Below are 19,437 nucleotides of genomic sequence, written 5' to 3' on the forward strand. Positions count from 1 at the left end.
ACGTTTAGGGAATTTTCAATTCAATGTTGGGTTAACATCAAAAAATGCTTTAAAGTATTATTTATTTTAAGTTTTTTATTTGCATTTGTGGCATTTGGTTGTTACATAGTGGATTCAATATCGCATCGAGAATATACAGTGTACCTTGCTTTGGCTTTTATAATTTGCTTTGTGTTATCCTATATTCTAGGGCATATTATCAGCAAAGTTAAGGACTGGGATTTTTCAAATGCAGATGCAAATATTGATGGAGATATTGGAGGTTGTTTAATAACTCTTATTTTATTTATATCGTTTTTGTTATTATTTGGTGTAACGTACCATGGTGTGAATTATATTATTTATAAAGCAACTGGGAATAAAAAATTTAAATCTCTCTAAAAAGAGCCCTAATAGGAAGGGCTCTTTATTACGGCAAATTCTATAAGGATTAAGCTACTTTTCGATATAATTTTTGTGTCTCTTTCTCTTTGCTCGGAGGTCGAATTAAAATGGCGATAATAAAGGATACAATACATAGTATACCGATTGTAATGAAAGTTGGCTGAAATCCACCTAACAACGCTCCAATAAACGAACCTGCAAGTGCTCCAAAGCCAAACCCTTGATATACAATTCCATAATTTGTACTATGATTTTTTAAACCGAAGAAATCACCAACAATTGCGGGAAATATGGTAATATTGCCTCCGAAACAGAATGCAACACTTGCAACACAAGTAAAATAAATCGCGTAGTTTACATTCATAAAACTGAGTGTGAAAACAGATAAGCCAATTATTATAAAAGTTGCTGAAACAATTTTCAATCGACCTATTCTATCTGATAATGTTCCAAGAACAATTCGGCCCACAGTATTAAAAATCGCAATCATTGCAACTGCATTAGCCGCGGTTGCTGCACTAAGGCCTACGAGTTGAACTCCGATATCTTTTACCATACCGATTAAATATAAGCCACTCATGCATGATGTAAATAGCATGAAAAATAATAAATACACTTGTTTTGTACGTAACATTTCTCTAGTTGAATAATCACTACTTACAGTTTCAGATGATACTGTTTCATTCGTAGCGGCTTCACGTAAGAAGAAAGATCCCGCAAGTACTATAATCAAAACGATTATGCCCCAATATAAAAAAGCTTCCGATACACCAACTGTATCAATTAGCCTGCCATTTACGTATTTAAAAATTAAACTTCCCATTCCGTATGCTGAAACTGAAATACCAGAAATTAAACCTTTACGATTTGGAAACCATTTAATTAAATTTGATAATGATGTGATATAGGCTGTACCATCTGCATAACCTACCACGACACCAGCTAGTAAATAAAGTAATGATAATGAAGAAACTTGTGAACTAAGTATTAATCCAATCCCAAGAACAATTCCTGCGGTTGCGATAAGTTTACGAAGTCCCATCTTTTGTTGTAATTTACCTGCAAATAAAGTTGAAAACGATAAAGAAAAGCTGGTAATTGAGAAAGTTATAGCCACAGCATGAAGTTCCCAGCCAAATTTACTTACTAAAGGTTGATTAAACAAACTCCATGTATAAATCGTTCCAAGACCAATTTGCACAATAATTGTGCCTAGGACAATAAGCCATGGATTTACAGATGCTTGTTTCATGCGAACTGTCCCTCTCTTATCATGACATGATTTATCACAATTTAGTATATCCATGATGATATGCAAGATACAGATTTCAAACTGGAAATTAAATTAGAGTTATTATATAAAATAAACAAAAAGACACTTCGTTCAGAAGCGCCTTTTTGTCAATTAGATTATATACGGATTTATTGTAGAAAAGCTGTGTTAAGATAAGACATTTTCAAATGCTTATATACATATAGTACCAGATGATGTCTTTATTTTTATGAGGCTTAAGATGTATTTTTCTTTCATAAAAAAGTCTTATAAAAAGCAAAAATTAATATTCGATTTCCTCATAATCTTTTGGTTGCGGGACGGTTTGCATATTTGACGCGTCTTTTGGATCACTATAAATCGCGTTTTGCTCAATGCTTGTGTCTTTGATGTTTTGTTTTTTACTTCTATTAGTTTGTTTTTTCATAAGGGTTCACTCCTTTTCTGTATAAAAGTAGTTATACCCTAATTTAAATATTTTTACTGGTATGTAAAAGATCATTTTGCAAATATATCAGCGACTAAATTGCTAAATTCTCGTAAATAATACAGATACTTGTCTCCCCCATAGTTATATCTTTTGTTATACATTTTAGCAACGACAACATTATACTCGGGAATAACTAAAATGGTGGGCCCTGTAATGCCCAATATTTGATAGGAACCTTTAGGGACCCTTTCACCAAGTTCGCTTTGTAAAGCTGGTGTGTTTTGAACGTACCAAAAGCATCCGTTTTGTGGTAAATCTCTATTTTGATATGTTGGACTTTGGACACTTGTTGCGATTTCAATGACCTCTTTCGGTACAATTTGTTTTCTATTAATATACCCTTTATTTAAATGCAAATTCCCCCAATAGGCAAATTCTCTGGCAGAAACAAAAAGATTCTTTTCTGTTCCGTCATCTAATATCCCAGTACTACATACTGCTTCTTCATGAGGATTTACTATTATCTTTACCAAATTTTCGTGATACTTTGTTCTCCATCCAGTCTCTTTAAAGCCTGCAGGTATAAAAATTCGTTCTTTTAATAACTCAGGAAAGCTTTTATTATATAGTTGATAAATAAGGTGTGTCATCATACGTATGTTAATATCTCTATATGCCCATCCTTGTCCAGGCTCAAATTCTCGATAAATAGTTCCGTCTCTATTCTCATTTAAACCATGTGAATGGGTTACTAAATGTCTTATGGTTGTCTTACCAAGCAAATTTTTATTATAGTCTTCAAAGTAATCTGCTGCATAGTCGTCGAGATGCTTTATTTTTCCTTCATATAGTGCATAAGCAACTGCTAAACCTAAGTAACTCTTTCTAGCGGAAGCGACATTAAATTGTGAAGAAACGGTTACCTTTGGACTATTTGGAGAGTTTGAATGGTTACCACTATAATATTCTAGTACTATTTTATTATCTTTCATAATACAAAGTGCTGCTGCAGAACTACAATTCCGTTCTTTTATATCTTCTATCCATGAAACTAATTTCTGATATGTATCCAATGTATTGTTCACCTCTATATGAAATCTATATCAAATATTAAATTCGTTGGAAACAGAAACTATCCTTTAATTTGTCTATTCTACAAAGTGAAAGAAAAGTGCTTTTGCAATTCAATCATGTATATGCACTTTTCTTTCATATAAAACGTTACCTATGTTTTGAACTTAAATGAACCACCAGCTCCAGCAACCAAAACAGCCAAAACAGCCGAAACATCTGAAACATCCACCACAACGTCCACATCCGCCACAACGTCCGCAACCACCGCAACGTCCACAACCACCGAATTGACGAGCACCTTCTTGAACATAATAATATGGATATTGGTTTTGTTGATCCCAATACACAACATTTCCAGACTGATAATCATTTAGGTTTAATGATTGTAGTTCTTGTTGAAACTCATTCATTTTTATGACCTCCGTTTATAAATTAAGCTTCTATCCAGCAAAATTCATCGATGCTTTTCTATATTTTTTGCATGTTTAATCTGCGTAACATAGGACAATAAACTAATTTCAATACGTACAACAACAAAATATGAGTTTTTACTGGGTAGTGTAACTTGTTCGGGTGCCTATTTTTAGATAGCTTGTATGTTGGATTCATTTTTATAAACGAAATGATAAGAGAGAATTTAAAAATATGAAATTAGACAATGGTATTTAAATTCATATGAATTTTTCATTTGTAAATATAGGAGGTAATCTTACATTCTTTGTAGGAACATGGGCTGAGGTTTATTTCTTTCATACAATCGAGGCGAATCAGTTATTTTACTTGATCGTGATTATAGCTTTCTTTAGTGGTTATTAAGAATAAGCTGGGTACTTATGCAGTACTTTTATTAACACTTAAGTACCCAATATCCATCCTTAATACTTTATAAATTGCTAATCCAACAATTTGATAAATCTTCTTTTTGTACCTTTTCTATTAATCTTTGAACAGAAGGTTCGGGCATTATTTTATATGTAATTAGATTTTTATTATTAGGAATGATCCAATGAAAAGCCAGGTGAGACTCTTTAGAAATCGGTGCTATATCACTATGTAGGTCGTTACTATCGACTTCGAAAACATGGTTAATTTCATAATGAAGTGTCTCGCTATCTTGCCACTGGTTTTCAATCACTCCTAAAAAGCGCTTAACTTCACAATCTATACCTATTTCTTCTTTAAATTCTCGAATTAATGCACATTCTGCAGGTTCTCCTAATTCAACATGACCACCTGGTAGAAAAAAATGATACCCTTTGTAATTTGCTATTAAAAGCTTTTTATCCTTTATAATTATCCCTCTTACAATATGATGAAATTTTGTTTTCAATTAAGATTCCCCTCCTTTTGTAGTAACTGTTTTATAGCATTTATTTTTATTAAATCTTTATTATTATTTTTTGTTCTTCTATAACCAATTACACTTGTTCAAAATACTCATTTAATAGTGGGATAATATAAATCATAGGTGTTTCGTAAGGGTGAATTCGATGAATAACCGCAAGTGCGTCTTTTACAATTTCTTGTTTGCACCTTATTTCTACTTTACATTCTTGGCCTTCGCATATTTGACCAACTTCTCCATTATAACGTAATGAGTTTTCTAGCGGCCTCCAATATCCTTTAACAGTGCTGTAAGATAGACAATGATCATAATTTCCTACCTTACAAGCATGAACTTTATTTAGTTCATCTCGCAGAGTTTCAATGTATTCTTCTGGAATATATATTTCGATTTTTACTTCGTTAAATTTCATACTTTGTTTCACGCCTTTTCTTAATTAAAGTTAAACAAATAAACGATATACTTGTTCTCCATCATAAACATGACCAATATCTACAAAACCATAGCCTTCATATAACATTTTTGCTGGAATGTTCTCTTTATGAACAGTTAGTCGAATTTCTTTGCACTGAGAAAAACGATTAGTAATCCATCTAATCATTTCAGATAGGGCTGCTTTACCATATCCTTTTCTTTGGTAATTCTCATCGATCATAAATCCGTTAATCCAATACATGTCCGATGTGTTTGGTTCAAAGGCATGCATAACAAAACCAACCATAACATCGTTATCGTATATAGCAAATGGGATATATTCTACATTGTCACCATCTGGTTTGATATATACTTTTGCAATTGATACAGCTACAGCTGGTACAAACTGACATTGTTCCTTAGATACTTGTAATTTCAGTGCTTTTTCCCAGTTTTCTCTTGTTACAATTTTTAATTGTATGTTCATCTTATAACATCCCTTTTGCAAAATAGATTATTTGACATTCTAAAAAACCTCCAATCTGTAATCTTCTTTCTATATTCAGCGAACTGTGGTATTTCCCTTTTTAAATTAAGACTAAAAAATGTAAGAACCTGTTTAAAGTGATTGGATTTTTTCAGTTCTTTCTTCACGATTATTTATAGATTTTATATGAGTAATTAAAACTCCAAGCATGGTAATACCCCCTCCGATTATGGCCATGAAAGTTGGTATTTCTCCTAACCAAATCCAAGCTACAAAACCTGCAATCACTGGTGTTAAATAAAGAGAACTTGTTGCTTCGGAAGCACCTGAATGAGATGTAATGTAAGCTAATGCTATATAGGGTAATACAGTTGGAAAAAGACCTAAATACACAGCGCTAAGAGTCGCTTCTATAGGGGCTTTTATTATTTCTTGATGGATTCCTTGTAAAAAGATAAGCATAAATAAAGTTCCAGCCCAGATTGTATAGGTTGTAAATGCCAAAAATCCGTATTTTTTCAAATATGATTTCTGGAAAACAAAAAATAGACTTTCTGAAAATGCTGCTAATAGTATAAATAGTACTCCGCTATTTAATTGTAGTAGATCTCCACCACCTAATGATAAAAAGGCTACTCCAATCATGCTAATTACACCGCCAATCCATCCACTTAATCTTAATTTTTCACCAAAAAATATAAGTGCAAGAATTGCAGTAAATATAGGAGTAACTGATATAATCAGACTCGCTGGTCCAGCAGCAACACTTTTTTCTCCACAATTTAATGCGAGATGATATACAGTAAACCCTAGGCCACCTAATATGAAAATTGCGGGTATGTCTTTTAATTCTGGTAAACGCATTTTATTTATAACTGCAAAGATAAGTAACACAAAAGAAGCTATTAGCAAACGCAATAATGTTAGATGTTCTGGTGAAAATGCCTCAAGTCCAAAACGAATCACTGGAAAGGCTGTTCCCCAAAGAATAATAGTAAGACCGTGTGCAGATAAAATACGAAAATCCCATTTTTTGTTCTGCATTTCTTTCCTCCCTCTCTTAAAAGCCAACCAATTTTCTTTTACCAATTATTTCTTTCCATCATATTCAATAGTTGATACAATGTCTTCAACCAGTTATTTATGGAAAAAACCAACCACTTTGTACTTTTATGATGAATAAGGGGAGTTTTTTAGCATGGACAATAACAAATGGGATAAACATCTTCCAAAATACCAACAGATTATTGATTATATGAAAGAAAAAATTGCAAACGGTGAATGGCCCATTGGAAGTAAAATCCCAAGCCAACGAAAACTAGCAAAGTTGTTTCATGTAAATCGAAGTACGGTGATTACAGCATTAGAAGAACTAATGGCAGACGGCTTAATTAGAGGGCAAATGGGCATGGGGACAATTGTAACGAATAATACATGGTCATTATTAGCAACTGATCCCCCGCCTAATTGGAACGAGTATGTGAAAGCAGGTTTACATAAACCTAGTAAATTAATGGTTCAAGAAATTAATGAGGCCGAATCAAATAAACAATTCATTCATCTTAGTAAAGGCGAACTTGCTTCTGATATTTTCCCATTAGAAACAATGCAGTTAGTCATACAAGAAGTATCTAAAAAGCTTACTGTTTTCGGATACGAAGAACCAAAGGGGTTTCTACCTTTACGTGAAGCTATTAGTAATTATGTAAAATCATTTGGAATTCATGTTTCTTCATCTTCAATATTAATTGTCTCTGGAGCCTTACAAGCTTTACAGTTGATATCTGTTGGTCTTCTACAGAAGGGATCCACAGTTTTACTTGAACAACCTTCTTACCTCTATTCGCTTCATGTATTCCAGTCAGCAGGAATGCATTTATCAGGGGTATCAATGGACCATCAAGGGATTATACCAAATAATTTATCTAGACGAAATAAATACACTGGAGAGAAAACTATTTTATATTCTATTCCTAGTTTTCATAACCCAACAGGAACTGTAATGACAGAAGTTCGGCGGAAAGAACTTATCAAAGTATGTGAGAAAGAACAACTCCCTATAATTGAAGATGATATTTACCGTGAGTTATGGATTGATGAACCATCTCCTCTCCCATTAAAAGCAATGGATAAACATGGACATGTATTACATATAGGTAGTTTATCAAAGACGCTAAGTCCAGGTTTAAGGATCGGATGGATTATTGGTCCTGAACCTGTAATTGAACGATTATCAGATATAAAAATGCAAACGGATTATGGTTCTAGTTCTTTATCACAAAGAGTTGCTGCGGAATGGTTATCTAGTGGGTTATATGAGCGGCATGTAGAATCTGTGAGATTGCAGTTAAAAGAGCGAAGAAACGTGATGATTCAAGCATTAAATATGTATTGTAAAGACATCGCAACGTGGGTTATTCCTAGCGGAGGATTTTTTATATGGCTAAAGATACAACCTAAAATTCCAATGAGAAAACTATTTTCAAAAGCAGTATCTAACGGAATACTTCTTAACCCAGGGCGTATTTATGAAGAAGAATCCGATCAGCATATTCGACTATCGTATGGCTATGCACCTATAGAAGATCTTACAAAAGGAATCTACCAATTAAGTAAAATGATTCGAGAGTTAATGGAATCATAGAAAAGTCCTCTTCTTTATTGGAAGAGGACTTTTGATTTATAAATATGAACTATCATATCAGTAATATATTATACTAATTTTGCCTTTGTTCCAGATGTAAAATCAGTATAATAAATTTCATATAGAGCATTTCCAGTTACACTGAATGCATCTTTTCTTTTAACATGCTTTCCAGCTTGAACTGTTTCAGTTAAGGAATCAATTGGCTTTCTATTTTCTATAATTTTAGTACCTGCTAAGTCAACAAACCGAATTCTCAATCTGCGAATCGTTTCCGTACCCCTTATTCACTGTAAAGTGTTTTATTTAAAATTTTCCTTATAAAATCTGTTTTCCCCTCACAATAACCATCAATATCATATCGATAATTTTCCACCAATCGATATTTCAGTTCTTCATATTCTTTTCGTGCAGCCTCGTTAGCTGATAAATAATCCCGTAACGCGATATGTTCTAAATAACCTTTCCCATCCTTTGGACAAACATAAAGGTGATACTTCATGAAATCATCTTTATAGGTTCTTTGGAAAGCTTCACGTCCTTCAACTCCTAGATTCCCTTGATGTTGATAGCCTTCTTTTTCTAATCGTTGTATGATGACTGGTAAAATATCGTAACTATCTATAATTACATCAATATCAATAATCGGTTTCGCTGCTAAACCTTCAATAGAAGTGCTCCCTACATGTTCAATTCGTAAAATTAAATCACCGATATAACCTTCAATCATCTTTTTAATTTTCTTATAATCCGTTTTCCATTCAGGGTTATAAGGCATAATTTCTATTATTCTTGTTTTTTCAGCCATTATCGTCTGCCTCCTTACCGTAATTTCATTTTTTTCTAATAAAATAAGTTGTTCATACGGATCTCCATCAATCCCTAGAACTTTTTCAAAAGCAGGTTCTGTTTTTATACCTCGTTCTTTTAAATGTATATTTTAAATTAAATCAGCTAACAAAATATGATGAAAATTATTATAGGTAGAAGATGTTCTAGAAACACCTTAATTTCAATATATTAAGTCGAATCAAGGCTATATTTTAAATCAAAAATATTAAAATGACAAAGGAGGAAATTTATTGGATATCTTTCACATACTTTTAATAATTCATATTTTATTTGGAACAATTTGTTTAATTTCAGGAGCGATCGCAATATCTGCAAAAAAGAGAAAAGGAACTCATACAGAATGGGGTGAAATTTACCACGCATCTTATGTTGTAGTATTCATTACTGCAGTTATATTATCTATTTTGCATTGGAATGAGATTGCTTATTTGTTTTATGTCGCACTTTTTTCTTACTCATTTGCTATTTATGGCTACCTTGCGAGAAAGACACGCTGGAAAAATTGGATTCACCATCACATTAGAGGTATGCTAGGTTCATATATAGGTGCTGTAACAGCTCTTCTAGTGAACATAGGGAATTCTATACCGATTTTAAATTTACTTCCTAAACTATGGTTTTGGTTTTTACCTACATTGATCGGTGCCCCACTTATAATAAATGTAGTAAAAAAATATAAGAAACATACAAACGAGTAAAAAGCATTATTAATCTCTGAAAAAGTAGAATCGCTATTGATTATTCAATAAAAATGGATGAGTAAAGTGAAGTAAAAAAGAATCCAGATATTATCTGGGTTCTTTTTTTATTTTGTGTTGGTTTTGAATAGACAATCTAAAAAAGTAGCAAACTTTCTTAGATTGTCTGTATTGATTTTATAATGCTTATACTCTTGAAGTGTGTTCCAATATAGCGTTAATCATATTAGCCCAATCGTCGAAATGAATTTCATGACCGGTTCCCTCTAGTGGTAGTAACGATGCATTAGGAATTTCATTAACAAGAGCCAAAGCATGCTCATACGGAAGTACCGTATCTTCTGTGCCATGAATAACTAGCGCAGGTATATTTATTTCTTTTAATTTCCCCTCATAGTAATCATCACCTTTAAGCAGTGCATGATTAAACATACTGAGTAGATTATTTGCTCGTTTTACTTCTTTTGTTACCTGGTTCGTAACTCTTTGTTCATCAAATTTATGCTTTAGCCCACATAGTAATGCTGATCCTCTAACTAAATAATTCACAACAGATTCGTTATCTGTCCAATCCAAATTACTTCCATTCGCATGATAAGCAAGAATTTTTTCATCCATTGGAGGTAAATTTCGATTGTTCTCATCAGACCCATAAATACTTGATGCAATCAAAGTCATCGTTAGAACTCTTTGAGGGTGCCTTACTGCGATAATTTGAGAAATCATACCTCCCAAAGACATGCCAACAATATGTGCTTGATTAATATCGTATGCATCGAGCACTCCAACAGCATCATCCGCCATGTCTACCACAGTATACTGAGAACTTCCTGGCTCGTAGGTAACAGAACGGCCAACATCACGATGATCGTATCGAATAACATATAACCCTTTATCGGCTAACCTTTGGCAGAATTCTTCATCCCAGTAAACCATTGAACACATTGCGCCCATAATCAGTAAAATCGCTGGATGATTGGGGTTTCCAAAACTCTCTGTGCATATATCAATTCCATTAATTTTATTTATCTTTTCATTCATGATTCATTCCTCATTTCATTCGAATTTGGTCATTTTAAAAAAGGTACACCCAAACAACCCAAAATTCACTAAAAAAATGAATGAGTATAAATGTAATGTACCTTAAATTAACGGAAACGAATGAACTTAATAATCATGATAAGCACTCTCCTTATAAGAAATGAATAAGGGGTTTTAGCCCACTATTTATTATAATATATTTTTTGAATTTATGTTAATCTATTCCATTATTGAGGAACAAAACTGAAATAAAAATGCCATATTATAATTTTAATATGGCATTTTTATTAATATTTTTTATAAAATCTTGAAATTACATACTGTAAACGATCCGGATAATTTGTAAACATGCCATTTACACCCCATCCAATTAATTTTTCCATATCTTCCTCTTTATCCACTGTAAATGGATGAACTTTTAACCCTTGATTATGTATCTTTTGAATAACTTCAGCATCAAGTGCTTTATAATTCATTCCTAAACCGATGCAGTAACTTTTATAATCTTCTAATTCTGTATTTGTCAGTCCTGCTGCTTTTTTATACGTTAATAGTTGTACCAGAGGAATACTAGAATTTAGACTATGAATTTTTTCTAAGCTTTCTTTACTAAATGACTGTATAATTACCTTTTCTTTTACAATGGTCGGATCACTTAATTGGTATCGATTAAGTGTTTCTAACAGTTTTTCTTCCATTCCGGGATAGTCCTCTGGTGATTTTGTCTCGATATAATAACGAGCATCATGTCCAAACGTTTGAATAACTTCTTCAAGTGTTGGTACTTTTACGTCCTTAAATTCTCCTTTTGCTAAATTAGGATATTTTTTATTAAAAAAGCTACCAGCATCAAGTCTTTTTATTTCTTCTAATGTATGATCTTTAACAAGTCCTAATCCATTTGTTGTTCGATTTAATGTTTCATCATGCATAGCAATTAAGTGCCCATCTTTTGTCATTTGAAGATCTATTTCTATATAATCCCCTTTTAATTGTTGGCCTAATTTGTAGGCTGGTATTGTATGTTCTGGAGCATATGCGGATGCTCCTCTATGAGAAATAGTTATTACGTTACTTGATTGATTCTTAGCTTTTGTATACTTTTTTTCATTTATTTGCTGTAGAATGGCGATGCTTATTCCTATCAAGAAGCAAATGGTCGTAGTAAAAAATGCTTTTTTCATAGTAATATTTTAACTCCTAGTTTTGTACTCTATTTATATATATTACACGGTAAAATTTAAGTGCGTATAAATATGTTATTAAGGTTTTGTAACAAAAGTATGCAGTCTATATAATGGATAATTGCATAGCTAATGTTTTGATAAAAAATAACCATCCTTTAAGGTTTGAATATACCTTAAAGGATGGTCTATTTAATACGATTTACAATTCAATATTTTTAGGTACTTCCCTTATACCTTTAATTGGTAAGCAAAAACCTATTAGTGCAATTATAGCACATCCAATAAACATAACAGGTAATCCGTATACAGCAAGTAAAGATAACGTACCAAAAATAATTAAATCCAGCACAGAATCAAGTACTGATAACAATGAAATTGTTGTTGCGCGTACATGTGATGGAATTATATCATTACTCAGCTGTGAATAAATCGGATATCTTATTGCTCTTACAAATCGTAATATAATAAATGCACCTAAGACGATCCATAACGTATTTCCAAAGCACGCTGCTAATAGTAAACCTCCGACAGCTAATGCGCCTGAAAAATTCAATAAAAATATACGAGAGAATTTTTGGGTTAACCATCCTATAGAAATGGATGCAAAATATCCGCCTATTGCAGCAACTGCATACAATATACCAATAGCAAAAACGGGAACTCCTGCATTTTTTAAAAGTAGTTGATCATAGTTGTCAAAAACAGCACTTGCTGGAATAAATACAAGTGATATATTTAAGAACATGATGAGTAATTGTGGTGCTTTTTGAATAACTTTTATTCCTTCAACCACTTGTGAATACGACGACTCATTATATTCAAATCCCGCCGCCGGATTTTTTATGAATAGAAGTAAAATCAATTCAACGAAATGGAATAGCAATCCAAGTGTAATTAAAATTAGAAATTGCTCTTCCTTTAAATCTTTAGCAAAATAAGATCCAAAAATCACGGCAATCAACATTGAAATAAAGCTCGCTGATTGAATTTTGCCCATAGCTTTATCCATAAGATGTTCTTCATTTGTTTCTTTTAAAGATTCATATATTAAAGCTTCATCAGCACCTGAGAAGAAAGTGACTGATAAACCATTTAATAAGCTATATAAACAAAATAGCCATATATTATCGGCAAAGAACAAAATAGAAATACTTATAATCTTTATGCAAGCACCTGTTATAAAAGAGAGTTTTAAACCGAAACGATCTGCAAAAACGCCTGCTGGTACTTCTCCAATTAGAACCGCTCCACTCCAGCACATTAATATAATGAAAATATTTGAAGGAGTTAATCCTCTTTCTACATAAAACAATGTCATAACGGCTTGTAAAAAGCTAATTGTTCCAAAAAAATGGACCCAAAATAAAATAGAAATATTATGATTTGCCAGCGTATACTTATTCAAACGTTCTCCTACTTTCCAATTTTTATATTCTTTGCGGAAGCAGGAGTGTTAAGTTAGCTTAAATGCCTTTCACTCCTCTTCCTTCATTTGAGAATGTTTTTAAAGTTTCTAACATGCTAATTCCTCCTTACATTTAATTAAGAGTATCGTAACAAAAATTCTTAATATTTACAAAATGAAATTATAAACTGGATAAGATTGTCGAAATGGAAAAAGTGGTATATAATAGGCAGTAACATTACTAGTAATTATTTTAGGTATTCCTAGAATAAAGGAGCGATACATATGAAAATTACTATTTATTTCGGAAGTCATGAAGATCAAGATGTACGTACAATGGATTGTCATTTAGATGTAGACGATGCAGAAGAACTTGTCTCTGTTTCATAATATAAATTACAAATAAAGTGGGTTGAAACCTCTTCCCTATCACGTTAAAGACACCTTTTAAAAGGTGTCTTTTTTATTGTTTTTTGGTTAAAATCCCTTTACTTTATAGCGATTAAATAGTAAAATATAAATATACGAACAAACGTTCTTTTTTTATTTCAATCGTACTTGAAGGGATGATTTTTACAATGGCTCAAAACAAGCGCAGAGGAAGAAAAAAGCATACACCTACTATCTCAAATACAGGCTTTATCGGTTCTGTGTTTATTGATACATTGGAACTACAAAAAAAATCCTATTATTTCGCCCGTAAAAAGTTACAAATTGTCCATCATGTATTAGATGGTCTTGCAGGAGCAACAAGTTCTTTATTTAAAGAGCATAATATATCTGCACATATGTCTTGTGTGTATTTACATAAACAAAAAAAAATCGGCTTTGTTCTTTCAACAAAGCCTTTCGAACAAGCTGATGGTGTTGCTTATTTTAAAAACTACTTAATCGAAAAAAATTTTTACGACAATCAAGACGCCGAATTTCAAGAAGTATTTAATACCGGCTTTATCGGGGTTGTATTTGCTGATCTATCTAGTATTGAACGATTTAACTTTGATTTTGAAATGAGCATGCTATCAAAACTAATGAAGGATATGATAATTCCTGTTAAGGAGCTTTTTTTACGTCATAATACTCCGGCTTATATCTCTACTTCGCATTTAGAGGAACAAAATAAATTAGGGTTTGTTTTATCTGTAAAACCTTATGATGAACGTGCAGAAGCAGATTTATATTTTGAAACATATTTAAAAGAACGTGGCTTATATATTGGTGATGAAGAAGACGAGATTGATAAGATTGTCATTCGAAAAAAAGTCGAGTTGATATAGAAAAAATGCAGGATATATTGCAATCCTGCATTTTTTATTTGAAAGTCTCATTATCTAAAATAACAACATAATCGTTAGTCATTCTTCCAGCCTCTTTTGTATAACTAACAAGTCGTTGTATATTATCACAACACAATTTCGCTCCCCATACAAGTAATGGAACACCAATAAAATCAATATGCAACCTTCTTGAAAACAATCCCCCTAACGTCATAGGAAGCGGAACTGTTGGTGATGTATTTGAAAAAATGATTTTTTCATTGTTTTGATATTGATGTTGAAGAATCTCCCCTAAATTTTTCATAGCTGGAACAACTATCTTGCATGTCCCGTGCCCTACTGTGTAAACCGGATTTCCTTCTTCATCTCGCCCGCGAAAAATGATTTTTCCCATATCGGAAGTTTTGAGTTTATTAAAATAGTCCACATTTAAAATTTCTTCTTTAGTCAGCCTTCGATTGGTTGGAAGTTTATTTAAATGGTATGCTGCTGCAAGTGAAGTTGTATGTGTTCCGCCAAAGTCAGTATATATATAAATCATCATATCATCCCTTGTCATATGCATTCAATGTATATTAGTATCTCCATTTTAATATTTACTAATCATGGAATGATATATTTTTATATCTCATTTGTTAATTCTCGATATTTCCTCCATATATAATAGCTTCTACTAATAGCGGTACCAAGTGTCATACATAAAAAAGTATTTGTTAGTACGTTTAATGTATACTGTGTACTATTAGAAAACACACTTTACTTAATAAAAAGTTTTGCAATTAAAATAGACAATAAAATAATAGCGCTTAGCCAAGTTCCTTTTCGTAACACATTTCCTGTTTCACTATCTAATCGAAAGGTTAATACTCTTCCCCTTATAACACCGATACCTAAACCAATTGAGAAATTGGAAAGAAAGATTACACTTTCCCATAAAGTGATCGATTTCATATTCATAATCGATTGACTCGTAACGTATAGAAGTAAAGCTGGAACGAACCAAAGTCGATTTTTTTTTACTTTCCATTCTTTTCTTTGTATTAAAATTACGATAAAAATAATGAGAATAATCTCCATATTATCCTCCAATTCCATACTATAATAATAAAAATTATATTCATTGTTTTTTGTTGGATACACAAAAACATTAAACATTTATTACATTTTAAAAGAAAAACTGAACAGAAAAAACACTATTCTTTTGATTTAATAAAAAGAATAGTGTTTTACTAGATATAATTTATTGATAAACAAACAGTAGAATATAGTTCGTTATAGTTATTTCACAGCCTGAACAGATACTGGTTTCCACCCCTTATTTTCTACCCAATCAATATATACTTTATATTTTTTATTGCTTTGCTTATCTCGCACATTACCGTAAGCTTTATTCGTTCCATTATTTCCGATAAAATCATAAATGAGTTGTGATTCAGGAACATCAACAGCATAGGAAATTGCTTTTTTCATCTCATTCCAATCCGTCGTTCCCTCTTTAAATTGCATGGCAGGTTTTGTCCCTTGCTCTGTACCAATTGGCTTCCATTGCTTATTTTGTTCTGTTTGATCCGCATTTTTTTCAGGTTGATTTTTATTTATTACATCTTCATTAGCCTTCTGCTCTTCTATTTTATTATTATTTTGTTCTTCTTGTTTTTTTACTTGATTTTCATTACGCTGTTTTTCTTGTTCCTGTATTTTTGAACTTTCTTTCTCTTGATTTTGCTGCTCTATTAATTTTTGTTTTTCAATCTCTTTGTTTTCTTGTTCTTTTGATAATTCTTCTTCTGATTGTTTTGTTTCTCGATCATCTAATTTATTGTTTTTCTCCTCTTTAGATGCTATTTGGGCTGCTTTTTTCTCTTCTGAATGCTCTTTTCCTTTTGTTTGAGTAGTGAAAAATAATTGATAAGATATCATGCTAACAGTCAATAACACTAAACTTAATCCAATATTCACAAAACCGCGCTGTCGACGAATTTGTTGTTTTTCTTGAAACCTACTTTCATTTTCCATTCCTGAAACCTCCATATAACTTTTACAGTGAAACTGTATGCATTGTTGATCATTTTAAACTCTAGTTAGTTTATTTTCATATTTTACATTTAGATAAACTTTAAGATTCATATGTATAATCGTTAAAACCTTGCCCCTAATCAATTAGATACATTTCTTTTATCTAAAATAATCATTTTAATACACATGCTTTTCTATATTACATTTTAATATTCAGAATATCAATAATAAAATTAATTTTAAACGAGAAAATTTCTATTATTTTTATTACAAGTGTTAAATTGCTCAACTACGCAACTATTCTTATAAAAACATTTAAAAAACCGAATATAAAAAGGCGTACTTTTAGATTCGCACGTCTTTTTATATTTCTATGATTTATATTTCAAATTTCCTGATACAGAAGCATTCAAACCTTAGAGAATTTAGATGAATACTAACTAGCCAATATTTATTAGCTTCTAGTCTGTATGATCGAACTTCCATAAAATCTACCCTAAATAGCTATAACATGTTAAAAATTTTTTCTAACCTTTTCATCATTTGCTCTGGTCCAAATCCTCTATTTGACGGAATAACCAATTTAATTTTCAAATTAGGATAGACTGCTGAACGAAAACTAACTCCAGGGTCATATCCCATCACATGATATTTAAAGATATCTTGATTTCTTTTTTCTATCCATACCCCATATCCATAAAAATGATTATCTGCTACAAGTATATGAGGAGTTAATAGGATATCGGTATATTTTTTACTCAATAGGTTGTGATTAAACAGCGCCTCCCAAAATCCCATCATATTTCGTGCTGTGATAAATGCCCCGCCATCAGCCCCACCTTTCATAGGGATAGAATATACATTGGTTCTCCAACTTTGATTTTTCTTATCTTCTATATACCCAAGGGCTGTATTGATTGGTAATTTATCCAAAGAATAATATCCTGAATATTTCATACCAATCGCATGAAATATATTTCTACTAATATACTCAGTGAAATCAAGACCTGTTTGCTTTTCAATAATTAATCCTAATAAGATAAAACCTGCATTATTATAATGAAACCTTTCCCCAGGTGTGAACATCATTTTATCTTCTTGAAATAAAGGTAAAAAATCATGTAGACTCTTCAATAAATACATCGGTGTTTCCTTCCAAAGATCTTCAAAATTCTCCATAACACTCTCATCAAAATAATCTGGGATTCCAGAGCTATGCGTTAAAAGATGATGTATCGTTATATCTTTATCGAAATTAGGAAAATGTATATCTAAACAATCTATCAATTTTGTATCAAAGGTTAACATACCTTTTTCAACCAGTTGACAAATTCCAATAGCAGTGAACAATTTAGATCCTGAAGCGATTCCAAATCTTGTTTGAATCGTATTAAGTAGCTTTTCCGATCTATTCGCATACCCAAATGCTGATTCAAGGACCACCTCATTCTCATCTTTCATTAATACAACCCCTGAAAACTCTACCTTGTCAGTGATTTCTTTTATAGCCTTATCAATTTCCTTCTTCATTTTTAGCATGATATCATTCCTCGTTTTTAAGTGATTTTTTTCCTTAATACCTTCAATATTTAAACGATAACTCCCTCTCTATTTCAAATTTCTTTAAAACTTAATGGATGAGACGAATAAAATTTTGTCTTTGATGGTAATAAATTTAATACACTTAAAACAATCGTTATGAATAGCATTATAAATGCACCAGCAATCACTATCACTTGAATGGAAATGAATTTTGTAGCAATGCCAAAAACAATGGTTATAAGAATGGAGAGGATTGCTATAAGCAATTCATACATACTCCCCACTCTCCCCATCATATTTACAGGTACATTGTTTTGATAAAATGTATAAAATCCTGTATTTGCAAAGGCCATAGAAAAGGATAGGATAAAGAAACCGATAGCTGCCATTAAAAAATGATTTGAGAAAGCATAAACCATATATCCAACTGAGATGAATAATGACCCTATACCAATTAAAAATGAAGTAGCTAATTTCTTTGTAAAAATGGTGTTTACTAGGGCTCCAGCAATAAAGCCAGCCCCAGCAATACTTACTAGAAATCCATACTGACTATCTGATAACAAAAGAATTTCTTTAGAAAAAGATAATTCAAGTGAATCCATTGCTGTGACGAGTACCATCATTCCATTAAATAAAAAGTAAATTAATACGATATATACATATTGTCTACTAAAATGTAAAACTGTACTCCAATCTTTTTTCAATAATGTAAGAGATAGTTTGTTATTGGATGTATCTGAAAAGGCTTCTTTTTCTAGATTCGGCATAAGTAATGTAATCATTCCTGATACAAACAATGCAATAGCATCTATATATAAAGCAAATCCTGGTGTACTAATCATCAAAAGTACTCCTGCTATTGCTGGTCCGATTAGAAATGCTCCGGAGTTTATTAAGCTACGAAGTGAATTAAAACGTTGTCTTTTCTCTGGTGGAATTAATTTTGTCATATATGTCATAGCTGTTGGCTCATATATTGCGCTAGCCATACTGATAAAGAAAACTATCACATAAATGGGCCAAATAGATGAAAGCAATGGTAAAACAGCGATGAATAATGCACGATATATGTCAAGGTGAATCATTAATTTACGCTTATTTAGACGATCTATCATACTTCCTGCCCAAGCATTCGTAAATAAAGTAGCTAATGGTCTGATGACATATAGTGTAGCTACAGCTAAAGGTGAACCTCTCATGTTATAAACAACAATATTCAGTGTGAGTAAATAGATCCATGCACCAAGATTTGCAATGCCGATCCCAAACAATAAAAGCGCTGGATATTTCCATGATTCTAATACTTTTTTCATTTTATTATCTCCCTTCTAATAAATTTTTTTAGCTATTCTCATTTTGTCCAAT

Annotated in this window: 21 protein-coding genes and 2 pseudogenes; 4 read left to right on the forward strand and 19 right to left on the reverse strand. The window is 31.9% G+C overall.

The genetic code is table 11. The annotated features are described in order from the left end of the window. Positions 1 to 108: 108 nt before the first annotated feature. On the forward strand, positions 109 to 381 hold the full coding sequence (locus tag J4P91_RS28900; RefSeq protein ID WP_243763845.1) for a hypothetical protein: 273 nt from the start codon (positions 109 to 111) through the stop codon (positions 379 to 381). A gap of 49 nt (positions 382 to 430) precedes the next feature. Here J4P91_RS28900 and J4P91_RS13640 read toward each other — a convergent pair whose 3' ends face one another. From J4P91_RS13640 to J4P91_RS13675, 8 genes are all read right to left on the reverse strand, one after another. Further along, positions 431 to 1,636, reverse strand: coding sequence for an L-lactate MFS transporter (locus J4P91_RS13640; RefSeq protein WP_207994568.1), 1,206 nt, complete (start codon positions 1,634 to 1,636; stop codon positions 431 to 433). 304 nt (positions 1,637 to 1,940) lie between these two features. After that, positions 1,941 to 2,084, reverse strand: coding sequence for a hypothetical protein (locus tag J4P91_RS13645; RefSeq protein WP_017149416.1), 144 nt, complete (start codon positions 2,082 to 2,084; stop codon positions 1,941 to 1,943). Positions 2,085 to 2,155: 71 nt separating this feature from the next. Continuing rightward, positions 2,156 to 3,160: a serine hydrolase domain-containing protein gene (locus J4P91_RS13650; RefSeq protein ID WP_207994569.1), complete on the reverse strand. Its 1,005-nt coding sequence runs from the start codon at positions 3,158 to 3,160 to the stop codon at positions 2,156 to 2,158. Positions 3,161 to 3,325: 165 nt separating this feature from the next. Then, a complete protein-coding gene (locus J4P91_RS13655) occupies positions 3,326 to 3,571 on the reverse strand; it encodes a heterocycloanthracin/sonorensin family bacteriocin (protein ID WP_017149414.1) in 246 nt (81 codons plus the stop codon). Between the two features lie 473 nt (positions 3,572 to 4,044). Further along, a complete protein-coding gene (locus tag J4P91_RS13660; RefSeq protein WP_207994570.1) occupies positions 4,045 to 4,491 on the reverse strand; it encodes an NUDIX domain-containing protein in 447 nt (148 codons plus the stop codon). A gap of 88 nt (positions 4,492 to 4,579) precedes the next feature. Continuing rightward, positions 4,580 to 4,918, reverse strand: a complete 339-nt coding sequence (gene cutA, locus J4P91_RS13665) for a divalent cation tolerance protein CutA (RefSeq protein WP_207994571.1) — start codon at positions 4,916 to 4,918, stop codon at positions 4,580 to 4,582. A gap of 30 nt (positions 4,919 to 4,948) precedes the next feature. After that, complete coding sequence (locus J4P91_RS13670) at positions 4,949 to 5,407, reverse strand: GNAT family N-acetyltransferase (protein ID WP_207994572.1); 459 nt, start codon at positions 5,405 to 5,407, stop codon at positions 4,949 to 4,951. A gap of 132 nt (positions 5,408 to 5,539) precedes the next feature. After that, positions 5,540 to 6,451: a DMT family transporter gene (locus J4P91_RS13675; protein WP_207994573.1), complete on the reverse strand. Its 912-nt coding sequence runs from the start codon at positions 6,449 to 6,451 to the stop codon at positions 5,540 to 5,542. 154 nt (positions 6,452 to 6,605) lie between these two features. Here J4P91_RS13675 and pdxR point away from each other — a divergent pair, with 154 nt between their 5' ends. Continuing rightward, entirely contained in the window at positions 6,606 to 8,051 is a 1,446-nt protein-coding gene (gene pdxR, locus J4P91_RS13680) for a MocR-like pyridoxine biosynthesis transcription factor PdxR (protein ID WP_017149409.1), read from the forward strand. Positions 8,052 to 8,119: 68 nt separating this feature from the next. Here pdxR and J4P91_RS13685 read toward each other — a convergent pair whose 3' ends face one another. The 3 genes and pseudogenes from J4P91_RS13685 to J4P91_RS29725 form a co-directional block, all read right to left on the reverse strand. Beyond that, the gene (locus J4P91_RS13685) at positions 8,120 to 8,311 is read right to left on the reverse strand and encodes a hypothetical protein (RefSeq protein ID WP_017149408.1); all 192 of its coding nucleotides are present in this window, start codon (positions 8,309 to 8,311) and stop codon (positions 8,120 to 8,122) included. A 23-nt stretch (positions 8,312 to 8,334) separates the two neighbouring features. Beyond that, a complete protein-coding gene (locus J4P91_RS13690; RefSeq protein ID WP_207994574.1) occupies positions 8,335 to 8,859 on the reverse strand; it encodes a GrpB family protein in 525 nt (174 codons plus the stop codon). A gap of 54 nt (positions 8,860 to 8,913) precedes the next feature. Further along, positions 8,914 to 8,988, reverse strand: a pseudogene (locus J4P91_RS29725) (DUF4269 domain-containing protein); the annotation flags it as partial. Between the two features lie 145 nt (positions 8,989 to 9,133). On the opposite strand from J4P91_RS29725, the gene J4P91_RS13700 reads away from it, so the two are divergent. Further along, on the forward strand, positions 9,134 to 9,601 hold the full coding sequence (locus tag J4P91_RS13700) for a DUF2306 domain-containing protein (RefSeq protein WP_207994575.1): 468 nt from the start codon (positions 9,134 to 9,136) through the stop codon (positions 9,599 to 9,601). A 186-nt stretch (positions 9,602 to 9,787) separates the two neighbouring features. On the opposite strand, the gene mle is transcribed toward J4P91_RS13700, so the two are convergent. The 3 genes from mle to J4P91_RS13715 all read right to left on the reverse strand — a co-directional run bounded on the left by mle (position 9,788) and on the right by J4P91_RS13715 (position 13,234). Continuing rightward, positions 9,788 to 10,642 carry an alpha/beta fold macrolide esterase gene (gene mle / locus J4P91_RS13705; RefSeq protein ID WP_207994576.1) on the reverse strand — a complete coding sequence of 285 codons (855 nt, stop codon included), beginning with the start codon at positions 10,640 to 10,642 and terminating at the stop codon, positions 9,788 to 9,790. A 287-nt stretch (positions 10,643 to 10,929) separates the two neighbouring features. Next, a complete protein-coding gene (locus J4P91_RS13710; protein WP_207994577.1) occupies positions 10,930 to 11,826 on the reverse strand; it encodes a glycerophosphodiester phosphodiesterase in 897 nt (298 codons plus the stop codon). A 202-nt stretch (positions 11,827 to 12,028) separates the two neighbouring features. Continuing rightward, positions 12,029 to 13,234, reverse strand: coding sequence for an MFS transporter (locus tag J4P91_RS13715; protein ID WP_207994578.1), 1,206 nt, complete (start codon positions 13,232 to 13,234; stop codon positions 12,029 to 12,031). Positions 13,235 to 13,800: 566 nt separating this feature from the next. Between J4P91_RS13715 and J4P91_RS13720 the strand changes: the two genes are divergently transcribed. Continuing rightward, entirely contained in the window at positions 13,801 to 14,511 is a 711-nt protein-coding gene (locus J4P91_RS13720) for a hypothetical protein (RefSeq protein ID WP_193352104.1), read from the forward strand. Between the two features lie 34 nt (positions 14,512 to 14,545). On the opposite strand, the gene J4P91_RS13725 is transcribed toward J4P91_RS13720, so the two are convergent. The 5 genes and pseudogenes from J4P91_RS13725 to J4P91_RS13745 form a co-directional block, all read right to left on the reverse strand. Further along, the gene (locus tag J4P91_RS13725) at positions 14,546 to 15,052 is read right to left on the reverse strand and encodes a DUF3189 family protein (RefSeq protein ID WP_017149402.1); all 507 of its coding nucleotides are present in this window, start codon (positions 15,050 to 15,052) and stop codon (positions 14,546 to 14,548) included. An 80-nt stretch (positions 15,053 to 15,132) separates the two neighbouring features. After that, positions 15,133 to 15,588 (reverse strand): annotated as a pseudogene (locus J4P91_RS13730) (DUF1453 domain-containing protein). A 201-nt stretch (positions 15,589 to 15,789) separates the two neighbouring features. After that, a complete protein-coding gene (locus J4P91_RS13735) occupies positions 15,790 to 16,527 on the reverse strand; it encodes a YrrS family protein (protein WP_207994579.1) in 738 nt (245 codons plus the stop codon). Between the two features lie 504 nt (positions 16,528 to 17,031). Further along, positions 17,032 to 18,066 (reverse strand): serine hydrolase domain-containing protein, encoded by a 1,035-nt coding sequence (locus tag J4P91_RS13740; protein WP_207994580.1) that lies wholly within the window; start codon positions 18,064 to 18,066, stop codon positions 17,032 to 17,034. Positions 18,067 to 18,140: 74 nt separating this feature from the next. Further along, positions 18,141 to 19,385 (reverse strand): MFS transporter, encoded by a 1,245-nt coding sequence (locus tag J4P91_RS13745; protein WP_207994581.1) that lies wholly within the window; start codon positions 19,383 to 19,385, stop codon positions 18,141 to 18,143. Positions 19,386 to 19,437 lie beyond the last annotated feature (52 nt).

It is taken from the genome of Bacillus sp. XF8 (genome assembly GCF_017498755.1).
In the GTDB taxonomy this organism is placed as follows: Bacteria; Bacillota; Bacilli; order Bacillales; family Bacillaceae_G; genus Bacillus_A; species Bacillus_A bingmayongensis.

Coding starts and splice junctions, on each gene's coding strand:
- J4P91_RS13640 (WP_207994568.1), bottom strand. CDS start 1,636: ATGAAACAAGCATCTGTAAATCCATGGCTTATTGTCCTAGGCACAATT.
- J4P91_RS13645 (WP_017149416.1), bottom strand. CDS start 2,084: ATGAAAAAACAAACTAATAGAAGTAAAAAACAAAACATCAAAGACACA.
- J4P91_RS13655 (WP_017149414.1), bottom strand. CDS start 3,571: ATGAATGAGTTTCAACAAGAACTACAATCATTAAACCTAAATGATTAT.
- cutA (WP_207994571.1), bottom strand. CDS start 4,918: ATGAAATTTAACGAAGTAAAAATCGAAATATATATTCCAGAAGAATAC.
- J4P91_RS13670 (WP_207994572.1), bottom strand. CDS start 5,407: ATGAACATACAATTAAAAATTGTAACAAGAGAAAACTGGGAAAAAGCA.
- J4P91_RS13675 (WP_207994573.1), bottom strand. CDS start 6,451: ATGCAGAACAAAAAATGGGATTTTCGTATTTTATCTGCACACGGTCTT.
- pdxR (WP_017149409.1), top strand. CDS start 6,606: ATGGACAATAACAAATGGGATAAACATCTTCCAAAATACCAACAGATT.
- J4P91_RS13690 (WP_207994574.1), bottom strand. CDS start 8,859: ATGGCTGAAAAAACAAGAATAATAGAAATTATGCCTTATAACCCTGAA.
- mle (WP_207994576.1), bottom strand. CDS start 10,642: ATGAATGAAAAGATAAATAAAATTAATGGAATTGATATATGCACAGAG.
- J4P91_RS13710 (WP_207994577.1), bottom strand. CDS start 11,826: ATGAAAAAAGCATTTTTTACTACGACCATTTGCTTCTTGATAGGAATA.
- J4P91_RS13720 (WP_193352104.1), top strand. CDS start 13,801: ATGATTTTTACAATGGCTCAAAACAAGCGCAGAGGAAGAAAAAAGCAT.
- J4P91_RS13725 (WP_017149402.1), bottom strand. CDS start 15,052: ATGATTTATATATATACTGACTTTGGCGGAACACATACAACTTCACTT.
- J4P91_RS13735 (WP_207994579.1), bottom strand. CDS start 16,527: ATGGAAAATGAAAGTAGGTTTCAAGAAAAACAACAAATTCGTCGACAG.
- J4P91_RS13740 (WP_207994580.1), bottom strand. CDS start 18,066: ATGCTAAAAATGAAGAAGGAAATTGATAAGGCTATAAAAGAAATCACT.
- J4P91_RS13745 (WP_207994581.1), bottom strand. CDS start 19,385: ATGAAAAAAGTATTAGAATCATGGAAATATCCAGCGCTTTTATTGTTT.